The sequence below is a fragment of the Arminella tubonensis genome, assembly GCF_003240585.1.
Classification (GTDB): domain Bacteria; phylum Pseudomonadota; class Alphaproteobacteria; order Rhizobiales; family Rhizobiaceae; genus Rhizobium; species Rhizobium tubonense.
The window spans coordinates 40,523-55,467 of sequence record NZ_PCDP01000002.1 but is presented as its reverse complement, the minus strand read 5'-3'; the positions used below and the strand labels follow the sequence as shown (position 1 = coordinate 55,467).

Sequence of the window (14,945 nt, the reverse complement as noted above, 5' to 3'; positions counted from 1 at the left end):
TTCCGGTCGCGTGAAATGAGTTGGAACATTGGCAGACCCTCTTGGTTCGATTATCTCAACGAGGAACGTCAAGATGCATGGATCTTATTTCGCAATACTTCTCGGAGCAACAACGCTCGTCTGCTGGATGGGCGCCGGGGTCGCTGCCGTCCTCCAGACCGACCATGAACTCCACAACGGAGAAATGAAAGGCGTATCGGAGCAGGTGTCGCTCGGCCTCACAGCGGCGGGCGTGCTGTCGGCCGTCGCGATGGCAGTCATGTTGGCGTGGCCATGACGGTAGACGCTCGCGATATTGCACTCCGTTCCCAAGGACGGCCGGCATCCTCTTCGCATTGAGGCTTGGCGGATGCGAGACGGTGATGACGCGGGCGGCCAGGATATCTTCCACCATCAAGCTCAGTGCGAACTGGAGGGTCGAAATCGGTGGCGACGATAGAGCGGATCCCGGGCAAAACCGGTCATACCGCCAGATCGCACATCTTCCTGGATACCAGTTAAGTTTACGATGCCTGCGAACGCACTGCTCAGATCGCGCACGTTTTTGTTTGATGATTCTGTTTATGGCTACCAGAAAGCATCGATTGATCGATCGCTAACAGGCCATGTTAATTCCGCTTCGGGACCTGGCTGGGTGGTGACGTGGTTTCGCCCTCGGAGAGCGTGCACTCCAGAAGAAGGGGCTTCTCGTCCGGCGAAAATTCTCGGCTGCCCAAGATTATTTCAACCGCCGCCGCTGCAACTGCCGCTATTGGCTGTCGGATAGTGGTCAATCGCGGCGTCGTCATGTTCGAAAGGGGAATGCCGTCGAACCCGACGATGCTGAGAGCGGCCGGTATGGGAATGCCGAGGTCGTAGGCAGCCCGCATGCAGCCGATTGCCTGTTGATCCGAACTTGCCAAGATCGCTGTCGGTCTTTCGTTGCGCGCCTGTGCCAATAAATAGCCGCCGGCCCGCAATCCACCTTCGTAGTCGAATGCGGCTTCGACGACCATGGTGCTGCAAGATTGTTCGTTACCGCCGTTAAAAGCCTCAACGGCCTCTAGGTAGCCACCGAGACGATCATTCGCAGGAACCGAATCGAATGGCCCAGACACGATGCCGATGCGGCGATGGCCCAGTTTCAAAAGATATTCCGCGCCGAGCCTTGCCCCCTGGCGATGGTCCGCGGCAACGCCCGGATAATCTTTGATCAGCCGGTCAAGAACGACGAGCGGCAAACCGCGCGGGGGCTTCGTCGCGTGAAAACCGTCACTGGGAACAAGTATGATCCCATCGACCTTGCGTCCGGCCAACTGCTCTAGTCGATCGGCTTCCTTTGCAACATCGTCGAGCGAGGTCATGAATATGACATCGTATCCAAACAATGCGGCGGCCTGTTCCGCACCCTGAACGACTTCAGCAAAAAATGGGTTGGAGAGATTGGGGATGACGATACCGATCAGCCTACTCACTCTGCTGCGCATGCTGCGCGCATGAGGATCCGGCCGATAGCCAAGCTCTGCGATGACTTTTCCGACGCTGTCTCGCACCTCCTGCGCCACCGAAGCGTGGCCATTCAACACCCTGGAAACGGTGCCGGTCGCCACTCCGGCGCGCCTGGCAACCTCTCGTATCCCGACCTTCTTCATTTTCAGGCTTGGTCCATGTGCTCTGGAGATCGAACCTCCGATCAACCTTGTCTCATATCGATGAAAATCCGCGTTCTCAATAGCCGTCGTCTGAACTGAGTTTGACGACCAAGAGCTATTCGCGATAGTGAACCGGTTCATAGCGCGCTGTCAATTTCCTGGTCATACATATCTTCACGCTATAATATTCGCCGCGGAGCGGGCATTGACAGCGCAAATATGGCTTGGTATCCGTCAAGCATTGGAAACGGTTCACAAGGGCGAGGAGGCCCTGGTTTCCAGGATAATGGGGAGGATCTAAATGTCGAATCTACAAATTCGCAGTGCTTTTCATATGAAAACTCGTCGCAACGTGCTGAAGCTCAGTGCGGCCGGCTCGCTTCTTGTGGCTGTCGCGTTGTCGATGGGCACTGCTTCCGCTGTGGCTGCTGACAAGCCGAAGGTCGGCCTTATCATGAAGTCGCTTTCCAACGAATTTTTCAAACAGATGAAGGCGGGCGCCGACGATTACGCCGCCAAGAATGCCGACAAGTTCGATTTCAAGGCTGTCGGCATGAAGGACGAGCGCGATTTCGCCTCGCAGGTCGATGCAGTCGAGAATTTCGTTACGCAGAAGTATGACATCATTGTCGTTGCTCCGGCAGACTCCAAGGCCATGGTAACGCCATTGGCTAAAGCGGTAAAAGCAGGCGTGAAGGTCATCAACATCGACGTTGCGCTCGATGAGGATGCGAAAAAAGCCGCCGGTGTCGATCTTGCGTTTTTCGGTCCAGACAACAGGGAAGGCGCAAAGCTGGCTGGCGATGCGCTTGCCAAGGATCTCGGCAAGGGGGGCAAGGTCGTCGTCCTGGAAGGCAACCCTGAAGCCGACAACGCCAAGGAACGCGCGAAGGGCTTCGCCGACTCGATCAAGGCCGGTGGACTGCAGCTTCTCGATAGCAAGACTGCACATTGGGAGACGGAAGAAGCCAACACCGTCATGACGAATTTCCTGACCAAATATCATGATATTCAGGGCGTCATGGCTGCCAACGACTCGATGGTGCTTGGCGTGGTGAAAGCGCTCGATGCCGCTGGTCTGAGTGGCAAGATCAAAGTTGTTGGCTTCGACAATATTCCCGCCGTTCAGCCTCTGATCAAAGATGGCAAGGTGTTGGCAACCGTCGAGCAATATGGTGCCCAGATGGCTGCCATGGGCATCGACTACGGTCTTCGTGAAATGAAGGGCGAGAAGTTTACCGGTTGGGTCAAGACAGACATCAAGCTCGTAACGAAGTAAATCACCCCTTTTGTGGTTCAGGGAAAAGTGGATGCGCCGGCCAAAGCCGGCGCATCATCTCCTTGCCAGGCATTTGCAAAATTTTCGTTCATGAATAACCGAGTCGACTGTCGTCAGAGTGTCGAAGTGCTCCCGACTGTCATCCGGTTCCAACGATGCATGAGGTCGACTTGGCACATGAAACCGAGAACACGATTTTGCGGCTGGATAAGATCGGCAAGCGCTTTCCCGGCGTGGTGGCACTCAAAGACGTTTCCATTAATATTGGCCGCGGTAGAGGGCATGTTCTTCTTGGAGAAAACGGCGCAGGCAAATCCACGCTCATCAACCTCTTGGGGGGCGTTTTCAAACCCGATGACGGGCAGATCTGGTTCGACGGCAAACGCTATGAGCCTCGGTCGCCATTTGAGGCCTTTAGCGCCGGTATCCGCATCGTCCATCAGGAGCTCCATCCGCTTTCCAACCTGACTGTTGCGGAAAACCTCCTGTTTGAGAGTTTGCCGCGGCGCCATGGACTGGTCGATTACAAGCAGATGAACCGACGCGCGGCTGAATTGCTCGCTGAAGTCGGGCTCGATGTCGCGCCAACAACGCAAGCCGGCCGGCTGAGCGTAGCGCAACTGCAGTTGCTCGAAATTGCAAAGGCGCTCTGTTACGAAAGCGAGTTTCTCGTCCTTGATGAGCCCACTGCAACCCTGACGTCGAAGGAGGTCGACCGCCTTTTCGAAATTCTCAGGCGCTTGCGAAATCGCGGCGTAACCACGCTCTATATTTCTCACCGGCTTGAAGAGATTTTTGAAGTCGGCGACGACGTGACCATATTGCGCGATGGCCAGCACGTCACTACCCGGCCGCTTGCTGGACTTAAAATTCCGGAGATTGTCGAGCTCATGGTCGGCCGCACGATTGCCAACCTCAATGTGTTCCGCAAGGATAGTCCCGTATACGGCGAGGCGCTCGGTGTATCGGGCCTCAAGGTGACCCGCAGCAGTCCGGAGTTGTCGTTCTCTGTTGGCAAGGGCGAGATTGTCGGCATTGCTGGCCTAGTTGGCAGCGGTCGAACCGAGGTTGTCCGTGCCGTCTTCGGGGCCGATCTGAGGGCTGCCGGGGAAATTCGAGTTGACGGAAAAATGGTCGAGATCAAATCGCCGAAGGATGCGGTGAACGCCGGTCTTTGCCTTGCGACCGAAGACCGAAAAACGCAAGGGCTCATGCTCGACATGACCTGCGCTCAGAACTCGACGATAACGGACCTGCGCAAGATCTCCCGCAACGGACTGATCCTGAAGAAGGTGGAAGATAGCAATTCCAGGCGTCTGGTGCAGGAACTACGTATAAAGACGCCCTCGATCCACCAGGCCGTCAGAACCTTTTCCGGGGGTAATCAGCAAAAGGTTGTTATTGCGAAATGGCTTTTCCGCGGTCCGAAGGTACTCATCTTCGATGAACCGACCCGCGGAATCGATGTCGGCGCGAAGGCCGAAATCTATGAGCTTGTCTGGAAACTGGCTGCCGCAGGGAAGGGTATTCTCGTGGTTTCATCCGATCTGCCAGAGCTGATGGGCATCTGCCATCGCATCATCGTCCTATCAGCCGGAAAAATCGCCGGTGAAGTGACGCGCGAAGAGTTTGAAGAGAGCAAAATCCTCTCACTGGCCTACAAGGAGTATAGTCGTGTCCGAGAAAGCTGAAACCAAGAGTGACGTAAACCGGGTGCGTCTGGTGGACACCATTCTGCGTATTTCAATGCGTGAAGCCGGTGTCGCGATCGCACTCGTCCTCCTCCTCATCTTCTTCTCGGCGGCGGCGCCATACTTTGCGACACCCGAGAATTTCCTGAAGATTTTCGTGCAGACGGCGATCAACACTGTCCTGGCGTCCGGCATGACCTTCGTCATCCTCGTCGGGGGTATCGATCTTTCGGTGGGGTCGCTTCTCGCGCTTTGCACGGTCGTCGGCGCCACAATCATGATCGATCCGCGGCTGTCACCCTGGCAGGCAATAGTACTAGCCTCATTTGCTTCCATGGGCGTAGGACTCGTTCTGGGGGCGCTGAACGGTTGGATTTGTGAAAGATGGAAGCTGCCTTCTTTCATCGTCACGCTAGGCATGCTGAACGTCGCTAGCGGTTTGGCGCGCGTTGTCAGCGATAACTCCACGATTACAGGCCTGCCGCAGCCGTTCGTTGATTTCGGAAATCTCATTTTCTGGGGCGTGTTACCGTCAATCTTCCTGATCGCAATTGTCGTCGTCCTTATCGGCTGGTTTATCCTGAAATATACGGTTTTCGGACGCTTCGTCTTTGCGATCGGCACGAATGAGGAGGCCGTTCGCCTTTCCGGCCACACGCCGCGGCGCTACAAGATCGCCGTCTTTGCGATCTCGGGGCTGACGGCGGGGATCGCCGCCATGGTTTACCTCCTTCGATTGAACGTCGGCAGCCCAGTCGCGGGGATAGGCTACGAGCTGAATGCAATCGCGGCTGTCATCATCGGCGGAACGAGTTTGTCGGGAGGCAAAGGCTCTATCATCGGCACATTGGTTGGCGCCTGCATTCTGCAGGTATTGTCGACCGGCTTGCAGTTGCTGGGCGCCGACGACAATGTCAAACCGATCGTGATAGGAGCCGTTATCGTGCTCGCTGTGATCGGAGATAGCTATCGTGGCAAGTGGCTACATATATTAGAAATGCGCTGACCAAACACGTAGTTCGGCATCGTCGAGTTGACTGGTTTTCCAGAAAGATGCGATCTGGCGGTATGACCAGTTTTGCCCGGGATCCGCTCTATCGTCGCCACCGATTTCCACCCGAAGTGATCGCTTATGCCGTATGGCTGTATTCCGGTTGCACCGAGCTTGATGGTGGAAGATATCCTGGCCGCCCTCGGCATTACCGTCTCGCATTAGACGGTACCAATGTGGGGCGGCAAAGTTCGGTCGGGGCTTTGCCAGTGTCATACACCGCCGTTCGCCTGGCAGGCTCGGCGACAAATGGTACCTTGACGAGGTCGTTGTCACTGTTGGCGGACAGAAACACTCATCTGGCTCTGGCGGGCCGTCGACCAGGACGGTTTCGTTCTCGATGTTTTGGTGCAAAGCCGCCGCGACGCCACGGCTGCAAAGCGTTTGATGTGAACGCTTCTGAAAGGGCAAGGCCATGCACCGCGCGTGATGGTCAACGACAAGCTGAGATCATACGGAGCGGCAAAGCGTGATTTCATGCCTGGTGTCGAACATCGCTCCGATAAAGGCCTGAACAACGGTGCGGAAATTCCCATCAGCCTGTCCGCCGGAGAGCGGATCACGGAACGCCTCAAATCAGCGCGGCAGCTTCAGCGTTTCGTCTCAATCCATGATCCGATTGCCGACTGTTTGCTCGGGGCTATTTCGCGCCCAAGAGGGCCCTTCTGAGTTGGTGAATATGTCCGGCGCCAATTCCGCAACAGCCGCCGATCATCGTTGCGCCTGCGTCAACCCATGAGCAGGCAAAGCGCGAATATGTGTCGTCGTCGAGATCGCTCCGGGTGTCGTGCAGGCTGTGATTGGCGGCGGAATCGCCTAGCTCACCCTCGAAGGCATTGGCATAGACGCCGATGCTTAAGGCGAAATCACCATTCTTGAACACCCGAGACGTCGTCTCGACTGCCGCGCGCATCACTTCAGGCTTGCTGCAATTGAACAGCAGCGCCTGTGCACCTGAGGAGCCCGCCCATATCGCTGCCTTTTCAACCTCTTCACCGGACCGCAGTTTCGGTTCGCCGTCCTTTCTCTGCGCCCAGTCATCGGCCAGCGTGAACGAGATCCAGAATGGTTTGCCGGTCGCCGCAACCGCGGTACGAACTGCTTCCCCCTCGGCGATCAGACTGAGGGTTTCGCCGAGCCACACATCGACATAGGGATCGAGATTTTCGACCAGAACCTTGAGATAGTCTTGCACCCGCGAAGGATCGAAGTTCTGCGGTTCGTAGGAACCGAAGATCGGCGGCAGCGAACCGGCGACCAGCACCTTCCGATCCCTGCAGGCGTCGGCTGCTTCGCGCGCCAACTGGCCTGAGCGTGCGATAAGTGCAGCCCCTTCCTGCCAAAACCGCTCCTCGCCGATATGGAACGGCACCAGCGCATAACTGTTGGTGGTAACGACTTGCGAGCCGGCGGCGATGAATTCGTCATGTACCTTTCGAACAATGTCAGGCGAGTTGATCAACGCCAGCGCCGACCATTCAGGCTGCTTTAGTTCGGCGCCAAGGCGCAGGAGTTCGCGGCTCATACCGCCGTCGAGTATGCAGATGCTGCTCATGGATAGATCTCCGTAAATAAATTAGACAAGCGCGAAGGCATGACCTTCTGCATTTGGCGAATTGCGCTAGCGTCGCGCCGGCACCTGCGCCTCCAGGAGGCGGAAGGCGCGGGCGATGATCGCAGTGAGAATGAGATAGAAGACAGTCACGACGATCAGCGGCTCGTAGACGAGCAGCGTGTCCTGGCGCACCTTGCTGGCTACGGCACAGAGATCCATCACGGTGACGGTGAAGGCGAGCGGCGTTGCTTTGAGCTGCATCACGATTTCGCCGCCGATTGTCGGCAGCGCGATGCGAACCGCGCGCGGTAGCCAGATGCGACGGGTCAGCGTGAAGGGCCGCATGCCGAATGCGCGGCCTGCTTCCAACTCACCCTTTGGTACTGCGAGCAGCGCGCCCCGCAACACCTCCGCCTCATAGGCCGCGTAGTTCAGGGTGAAGCTCACGGCCGCGAAAAAGAAGCCTTCACGCAGGATCGGCCAAAGCAGGCTCTGACGGATGCCGGGGATCATCGGCAATAGCGAACCGACACCATAATAGAGAAGCCAAAGCTGGATGAGCAGGGGTGTACCCCGGAAGAAGGTGCAGTAACCGCGAGCAAGATTTCGGACAAGCGGGCCGCCGCCTACTTGCGCGAAGGCAAGGCCGATGGCGAGGAAGAAGCCGAAGACCACCGAGATCACCAGCAGCAACATCGTCTGCCCGGCGCCTGCCAAGAGAAGTGGCCAATAGGACATTATCCATGAGAAGGTCATGCGGCGTACTCCTCAGAGAAGCTTCGGTTGACCGCGTCGCACCCGGCGCTCGATCAGATTGAAGACGACGTTGGAGACAAGCGTAAGGACGAGATAAAGAAGGGCGGAGGCCAGGAAGAAGATGAAGTAATGCTTAGTGCTGGCGCCTGCGAGGCGCGTGGCGAGGGCGAGTTCCTGGTAGCCGACGACGGCGACCAGCGCGCTGTCCTTGGTGACCGACATCCACAAATTGGCAAGACCGGGCAGGGCGTTAGGCAACAATGCTGGCAAGATAATGCGCCGGAAACGCAGCCACGGCCCCATGCCGAAAGCCTTCGCTGCCTCGATCGAACTTCTTGCTCTGAAGGGCCGGTATGAGACCGTCCCAGGAGAGCTCCACGATCGCGCACTTCTCTTTCATCTGCTCGCAGGCGGCGTTCATAAGGTCGATTTCCCAGCCTGCCACTTTCCGGAGGCGTCCTTTGCGAAGAAGGGCGGATAAGATTCGTTCATGACACCGAAACGGACTTCGGCCTGTGCTACCATGGGGGAAAGAGCAAGTGTGACGCCGGCAAAAAGCATGGGAAGCAGTTTCATTCGCGGGATTCTCCTGGTGTTGTTGTTTGTGAAAGCGCGGCAAAGATCAGTGGGTCAGTGTGCCGGTGAACTCCCGGCAGCGGGCGCTGAGGGGAGCGTCGAAGATCTGCTTCGGCGAGCCCTCTTCCTCGATCCGCCCCTGATGTAGGAAAAGCACGTGGTTGGAGACGTCGCGGGCAAATCGCATCTCGTGGGTGACGAGCAGCATAGTTCGGCCCTCTCCTGCAAGATCGCGGATGACCTTGAGCACTTCACCGACCAGCAGGCTCGATCCGCACCCTGGCCCTCAACGTCAAGGCCCGCATCGCCAGCGTCGAAAATCCCCCGACAAGGGTCCGCAATTGCGAATCTACGCCGGCGCCGTCGATTATGCGAAGACCAGGATTATGGGGGTATCGGTCATTGAGGGCCGGATTTGCTGGTGACTGGGTCGGATTTCGCACCGCATACTCCCGGCCGCTTCCGAACGTGCTGATGCGTCGACTGGGGTTCTATGGGTATTGAATGGTGCCGATCCAAGGAAAGGGCATCGCACAGTGGCGTGGATGCAGGGGTGGCGGGAGCGTGGGAGACGAAAGTAGCGCGGATTAGCCTTGCCAACAATGTCGAGGCGTTCGACGAGAACGGTGTGAGCCTTGGCGTCGTCTTTGCGACAGCCTCAGGTTTTTTCGTTTTCAGGACATTTTAAAAGCAGCGGCTGGTCCCATGCTCCTCAAGGCGTGCCTATCCTAGGCCTACCCCAAAAAATAAGCCGGCGAGTCGCTTGGCTGAAACATGCCCAGACGCCTGATTCATCTCATCATTTGTCCGATAGCGCTTTAGAGGGGCCTAAAAAACCATCTCCAAGCCAGCTTGACTCTTCTAGGTACCCGGAACAAAAGAGGAACAGTAGCTATTCGGGGACATGATGTCCTGTGCAACCCGAGCCGAGGAGGTCCCGTGAACAATGACGCGCGCCCTTAACCCTCGCATCATCGAGGAGTTGAGAGACCGTATCGCCCATCTGGAGTGTCGCGCGGCAAAGAAAGCCGCCGTGCTGCCGTTCGGCGTTCGGGAGATCGATGAGCATTTGCCGGGTGGGGGACTTTCCTACGGGGCTCTGCATGAAATCGCAGGCGGCGGCGCTGGTACAGTCGACGGCGCGGCCGCAGCTCTGTTTGCCGCCGGAATTGCCGCGCGCGCAAAGGGCAAGGTCCTTTGGTGCCTGACGAGGCCTGACCTCTTCTTCCCAGCTATCGCACAGGCAGGCCTGCATCCGGACCGCGTGATCTTCTGCGAAGGCGACAAGGAGGAGGATGTTCTCGCTTCCATGGAAGAGGGGCTCTCCTTTGGTGCATTGGCAGCAGTGGTCGGGGAACTGGTGCGCCTACCGATGACGGCTTCCCGGCGACTTCAGCTGGCGGCTGAAAAAACCGGGACCATGGGGCTCGTCGTCCGCAGGTGGCGGCGACAGACTGAGGCGTCGGACTTCGGCAACCCGACCGCCTCGACGACACGATGGAGGGTGAGCGTGCTTCCGTCGGAGGAGTTGCCAGTCGCGGGCGTTGGTCGCCCGAGATGGCTGGCGGAATTGATGCGCGTGAAAGCAGGCGAGTGTGCTGAGTTTGAATTAGGAGCCTGTGATGCCAAGGGTCGTCTGTGTCTACTTCCCCTATCTGCCAACCGACCGGATACGCCGGCATGGAGAGGGATCCGTGCCGGCTGACAGGCCTCTCGTCGTCATTTCAAAGTCGGGCTCGAAGCGCTGGGTCTCTGCCGCCGACACCGCCGCGCGAAAGCTTGGCCTCAAGCTCGACATGCCCGCGAGCAAAGCCCAGGCCATCATCGCCAATCTCACGATGATCAATGCCGATCCAAGCGCGGACGCGGCCGCCCTCGAACGCTTGGCGCTATGGGCGCTCCGGCAATATAGCCCTGTCGTCGCCGTCGATGGTGCTGACGGTATCGTCATGGATACCGAAGGTGCCGATCACCTGCAGGGCGGCGAAGGCCTGCTGATTTCCGGGCTGGTAAACGGGCTCAGAGGTCGAGGCCTGACCGCCCGCGCCGCCGTCGCCGATACTTGGGGTGCTGCGCATGCGATCACCCGAATGACTTCTGCGGAGACGACCGTCGTTCCGGTGGGCGGCGTTGCGAAGGCAGTCACTCGTCTACCGATCCACTGTCTGCGGCTCGGCCCCGACACGATCCATGGACTGCGGGTGATGGGCATCGAGACTGTCGGCGAACTTTCCGCGATGCCGCGCGCACCGTTGACGCTGAGATATGGGCCGGAGGTCGGCCGGCGGCTGGATCAAATATTTGGGCGGATGGCAGAACCCATCGAGCCCTTGCGCACTCCGGAGCTGGTCGAGGCTTCGAAGAACTTTCAAGAGCCGATCGGCGCCGCGGAGACGATCGCCAAATATGTCCGTCGCCTGGTCGGCGAACTGACCTCAAGGCTGGAGGAGCGCGGTCTTGGCGTCAGACGTTCCGATCTGATCATCCACCGTGTCGATAACACGCGCCAGTGCATTCGGGCCGGGCTGGCAAAACCGGTCCGGGATCCGGCGCGGCTGTCAAAGCTTCTCTGTGATCGTATCGAAAAGATCGACCCGGGCTTTGGGATCGAACGGCTCGTGCTCGTCGCCTTGATCGTGGAGCCTCTGGAAGAGCGACAGGTCGCATCGTCTCTCATTGAGGAACAGGTGGTCGACGTGACGCCGCTCGTGGATATTCTCGGCAACCGCGGTCAGCGTCTTTACCGGGTCACGCCCGTCGCCTCCGACGTTCCCGAACGGTCGGTGATGCGCATCGGTCCGACGGCCGACGAGACCGGCGCGACATGGGCCGCCAAATGGCCAAGGCCCTCGCGGCTGCTGGCAAACCCGGAACGGATCGACGTGACGGCTCTTCTCCCCGACCAGCCGCCTGCGGTCTTCACCTGGCGCGGCAAGCGACGGCGGGTGAAACGAGCAGACGGGCCGGAGCGCATATTCGGCGAGTGGTGGGTCCGTCCGAGGGAACACAACGCTGTTCGGGACTATTTCGTCGTCGAGGATGAGGCTGGCGAACGCTACTGGGTTTACCGCGCCGGCGACGGCCTGGATACCGACACGGGCTCGCACCTCTGGTTTCTGCACGGGGTGTTCGGATGAGATATGCCGAGCTCCAGGTCACCACACATTTTTCGTTCCTGCGGGGCGCCAGTTCGGCGGAGGAACTGTTCGCGGCAGCGTTCGCCCTTGGGATCGATGCCCTCGGGGTGGTCGATCGCAACTCGCTGGCCGGGATCGTGCGCGCCTGGGAGGCGGCAAAGACCACGGGCGTCCGCCTGGTGGTCGGCTGTCGTCTCGACCTTTCAGACGGTATGTCTATCATGGTCTACCCAACCGACCGCCCAGCCTATTCGAGACTGACCCGCCTGCTTTCGCTCGGCAAGAGCCGGGGCGGCAAGGGCAAGTGCATCCTCGATCTCTCGGATGTCGAAGCCTATAGTGGTGGCCTGATTGCTGTCCTTGTCCCGGACGAGGCCGACGACATCTATGCAGGCCAGCTCAGGAAGATAGCCGCGATCTTCGACGACAGGGCCTATGTTTCGCTCTGCCTGCGCCGTCGCCCGAATGATCGCCTGCGGCTCCACAATCTGTCGAACATGGCCGCGCGTCATAAGGTCAAAACCGTCATCACCAATGACATCCTGTTTCATGATCCCGGCCGCCGGCAGTTGCAGGATATTGTCACCTGTATTCGCAATCGGACGACCATCGACAGTGTCGGCTTCGATCGCGAGCGCCATGCTGATCGTTTCCTCAAGGCTGCCGAGGAGATGCACCGGCTGTTTTCGGAATATCCGGAAGCGCTGGCGCGTACCCGTGAAATCGTCGACCGCTGTCGTTTCGACATGAGCGAGCTTCAGTATCAGTACCCCGAAGAAGCCCTTGTGCCGGGTCTTGATGCGCAACAGTCACTGACGAAGTTTGCCTGGGAAGGCGCCGCAACGCGATACCCTGAGGGGATCCCCGACAAGGTCCGCAAGGCGATCCTGCACGAACTGGAACTCATCCGGGTGATGAAGTACGCGCCGTACTTCCTGACAGTTTACAGCATCGTCCGGTTTGCCCGGTCTCAAGGAATCCTGTGCCAGGGGCGCGGGTCGGCCGCAAACTCGGCGGTTTGTTATTGCCTCGGTATCACCAGCATCAACCCTGAAACCGGTGATTTGCTGTTTGAGCGTTTCGTCTCAATGGAACGTGACGAGCCACCGGACATCGACGTTGACTTCGAACACGCCCGTCGCGAGGAGGTCATCCAATGGATTTACGAGACCTATGGACGCTCGCGCTCGGCGCTTTGCTCCACCGTCACCCGATACCGCGCAAAGGGCGCGCTGCGCGACGTCGGCAAAGCCTTGGGGCTGCCTGAAGATCTCATTACGCAGCTTTCTTCCGGCGTCTGGGGCTGGTCTGAAGGCGTCGGCGAGAAGCAGCTCAAAGAGAATAACATGAACACCGCCGACTACCGCCTGAAGCTGGCGCTGGACCTTGCTGCCCAGCTGATGGGCGCCCCCCGCCATCTTGGCCAACACCCGGGCGGCTTCGTTCTGACGCAGGACAGGCTGGACGATCTGGTGCCGATCGAACCGGCAAGCATGAAGGACCGCCAGGTTGTGGAGTGGGACAAGGACGATATCGAGGCGTTGAAATTTATGAAGGTCGACGTGCTTGCGCTCGGAATGCTGACCTGCATGGCAAAATCGTTCGAGCTGTTGCGGGACCACAAAAATATCCCCATGGGCTTGTCCGATGTCGAGCAGGAGGATCCTGCCACCTACGCGATGATCCGCAAGGCCGACACGCTCGGCACGTTCCAGATCGAAAGCCGCGCCCAGATGGCGATGCTGCCGCGGCTGAAGCCTCGAACATTTTACGATCTCGTCGTCCAGGTGGCCATCGTCCGACCGGGACCCATCCAGGGCGACATGGTCCATCCTTATCTTCGGCGGCGCGAGGGCAAGGAGAAGGTTGAGTACCCGACGCCCGAGCTCGAGGCCGTTCTCGGCAAGACGCTTGGCGTCCCGCTTTTTCAGGAGAGCGCGATGAAGGTGGCGATGACCTGCGCGGGCTTTACCGCAGGTGAGGCCGACCAGTTGCGACGCGCTATGGCCACCTTCAAGTTCACGGGTGGGGTGAGCAAGTTCAAGGACAAGCTCGTCGAGGGCATGGTCACGAACGGCTACACTCGCGAATTCGCCGAAAAGACATTCACTCAGCTAGAAGGCTTCGGCTCCTATGGCTTTCCCGAAAGCCACGCCGCAAGCTTTGCGCTGATCGCTTACGCGAGCTCGTGGGTGAAGTGTCACCACCCCGATGTCTTTTGTGCTGCTTTGCTCAACAGCCAGCCGATGGGATTTTACAGCGTTGCCCAGATCGTCCAGGATGCCCGAAACCACGGCGTCGAAGTTCGGCCGGTCTGCGTCAACCGCTCCCGCTGGGACTGCACCATGGAACGGATCGACAATTCCGACCGCTTTGCCATCAGGCTTGGCATGCGCGTCGTGAGAGGCCTGACCACCAACGACGCCGCGCGGATTATCTTGGCGCGCGCAGAGCAGCCTTTCGTGTCCGCCGATGACATGTGGCGACGCTCCGGTGTGTCTCCGTCCTCGCTGGTCAAGCTGGCGGAGGCAGATGCCTTCCTTCCATCGCTGGAACTGGAGCGGCGGCAGGCACTCTGGGACATCAGGGCGCTCCGGGATGAACCCTTGGAGCTTTGGGCCGCCGCCTCTGAACGCGAATCCAAAGTCATCGCCGAGATGCAGGAACCTGAAGTGGCGTTGAAGTCGATGACCGAGGGAAGGGAGGTCGTCGAGGACTACTCGCATACTGGTCTCACCCTGCGGGCGCACCCGGTCTCGTTTCTCCGAAAAGACCTCGACCGGAAAGGTATCGTCACTTGCGCCGAGGCAATGGGGCAGCGGGACGGGAAGTGGCTTTGGACGGCTGGCCTGGTTCTCGTGCGACAGCGGCCGGGATCGGCAAAGGGTGTCATGTTTCTCACGCTCGAAGACGAGTCCGGCATCGTCAATGCCGTCGTCTGGCCATCACTGTTCGAACGCCAGCGGCGGGTCCTGATGACCGCGAGCATGATGGCGATCAATGGCCGCATTCAGCGAGAAGGCGAGGTCGTCCACCTCGTCGCCCAGCGCCTGTTCGATTTTTCGGCCGACCTGTCGAGCGTTGGGGACAGAGATGGAGAGACGGGCGAGTTCCCGCTGCCGCACGGCCGTGGCGATCAGGTCAAGCATGGAGGAGGACCGGATCCTCGGGACAATCCCAAGCCCGTCGTGCAGGCGCGCGACATCTATATTCCTGACCTCCATATCGATAGTTTGAAGATCAAATCCAGAAACTTCCACTGAGGAGAC

10 protein-coding genes and 5 pseudogenes are annotated in these 14,945 nt (G+C 58.8%); 9 read left to right on the top strand and 6 right to left on the bottom strand.

The genetic code is table 11. The features are described 5' to 3' along the window. Positions 1-73 precede the first annotated feature (73 nt). Positions 74-277: a hypothetical protein gene (locus CPY51_RS03645; protein WP_111158706.1), complete on the top strand. Its 204-nt coding sequence runs from the start codon at positions 74-76 to the stop codon at positions 275-277. 331 nt (positions 278-608) lie between these two features. On the opposite strand, the gene CPY51_RS03640 is transcribed toward CPY51_RS03645, so the two are convergent. Beyond that, positions 609-1,631, bottom strand: a complete 1,023-nt coding sequence (locus CPY51_RS03640; protein WP_111158705.1) for a LacI family DNA-binding transcriptional regulator — start codon at positions 1,629-1,631, stop codon at positions 609-611. Positions 1,632-1,932: 301 nt separating this feature from the next. Between CPY51_RS03640 and CPY51_RS03635 the strand changes: the two genes are divergently transcribed. The 4 genes and pseudogenes from CPY51_RS03635 to CPY51_RS03620 form a co-directional block, all read left to right on the top strand. Then, a complete protein-coding gene (locus CPY51_RS03635) occupies positions 1,933-2,910 on the top strand; it encodes a sugar ABC transporter substrate-binding protein (RefSeq protein ID WP_111158704.1) in 978 nt (325 codons plus the stop codon). A gap of 155 nt (positions 2,911-3,065) precedes the next feature. Continuing rightward, positions 3,066-4,601: a sugar ABC transporter ATP-binding protein gene (locus CPY51_RS03630; protein ID WP_111158703.1), complete on the top strand. Its 1,536-nt coding sequence runs from the start codon at positions 3,066-3,068 to the stop codon at positions 4,599-4,601. 55 nt (positions 4,602-4,656) lie between these two features. After that, complete coding sequence (locus tag CPY51_RS03625; protein ID WP_244598431.1) at positions 4,657-5,607, top strand: ABC transporter permease; 951 nt, start codon at positions 4,657-4,659, stop codon at positions 5,605-5,607. A 62-nt stretch (positions 5,608-5,669) separates the two neighbouring features. Beyond that, a pseudogene (locus CPY51_RS03620) lies at positions 5,670-6,279 on the top strand (IS6 family transposase); the annotation flags it as partial. Positions 6,280-6,292: 13 nt separating this feature from the next. Here the strand turns inward: CPY51_RS03620 and CPY51_RS03615 are convergent. From CPY51_RS03615 to CPY51_RS03595, 5 genes and pseudogenes are all read right to left on the bottom strand, one after another. Continuing rightward, positions 6,293-7,207 carry a homocysteine S-methyltransferase family protein gene (locus tag CPY51_RS03615; RefSeq protein ID WP_111158701.1) on the bottom strand — a complete coding sequence of 305 codons (915 nt, stop codon included), beginning with the start codon at positions 7,205-7,207 and terminating at the stop codon, positions 6,293-6,295. A gap of 66 nt (positions 7,208-7,273) precedes the next feature. Further along, positions 7,274-7,963: an ABC transporter permease gene (locus CPY51_RS03610; protein WP_111158700.1), complete on the bottom strand. Its 690-nt coding sequence runs from the start codon at positions 7,961-7,963 to the stop codon at positions 7,274-7,276. Between the two features lie 12 nt (positions 7,964-7,975). Then, a pseudogene (locus CPY51_RS03605) lies at positions 7,976-8,290 on the bottom strand (ABC transporter permease subunit); the annotation flags it as partial. Further along, positions 8,289-8,539 (bottom strand): annotated as a pseudogene (locus tag CPY51_RS03600) (transporter substrate-binding domain-containing protein); the annotation flags it as partial. The pseudogenes CPY51_RS03605 and CPY51_RS03600, both read right to left, overlap by 2 nt. A 46-nt stretch (positions 8,540-8,585) precedes the next feature. After that, a pseudogene (locus tag CPY51_RS03595) lies at positions 8,586-8,801 on the bottom strand (histidine/lysine/arginine/ornithine ABC transporter ATP-binding protein); the annotation flags it as partial. A gap of 8 nt (positions 8,802-8,809) precedes the next feature. On the opposite strand from CPY51_RS03595, the pseudogene CPY51_RS33085 reads away from it, so the two are divergent. The 4 genes and pseudogenes from CPY51_RS33085 to CPY51_RS03575 all read left to right on the top strand — a co-directional run. After that, positions 8,810-8,907 (top strand): annotated as a pseudogene (locus CPY51_RS33085) (DUF736 domain-containing protein); the annotation flags it as partial. A gap of 578 nt (positions 8,908-9,485) precedes the next feature. Beyond that, positions 9,486-10,244 (top strand): ImuA family protein, encoded by a 759-nt coding sequence (locus CPY51_RS03585; RefSeq protein WP_111158699.1) that lies wholly within the window; start codon positions 9,486-9,488, stop codon positions 10,242-10,244. Further along, positions 10,162-11,676 (top strand): Y-family DNA polymerase, encoded by a 1,515-nt coding sequence (locus CPY51_RS03580; RefSeq protein WP_195909408.1) that lies wholly within the window; start codon positions 10,162-10,164, stop codon positions 11,674-11,676. Before CPY51_RS03585 ends, CPY51_RS03580 begins: the two co-directional genes overlap by 83 nt. Beyond that, positions 11,673-14,939 carry an error-prone DNA polymerase gene (locus tag CPY51_RS03575; protein WP_111158697.1) on the top strand — a complete coding sequence of 1,089 codons (3,267 nt, stop codon included), beginning with the start codon at positions 11,673-11,675 and terminating at the stop codon, positions 14,937-14,939. Before CPY51_RS03580 ends, CPY51_RS03575 begins: the two co-directional genes overlap by 4 nt. Positions 14,940-14,945: the final 6 nt, after the last annotated feature.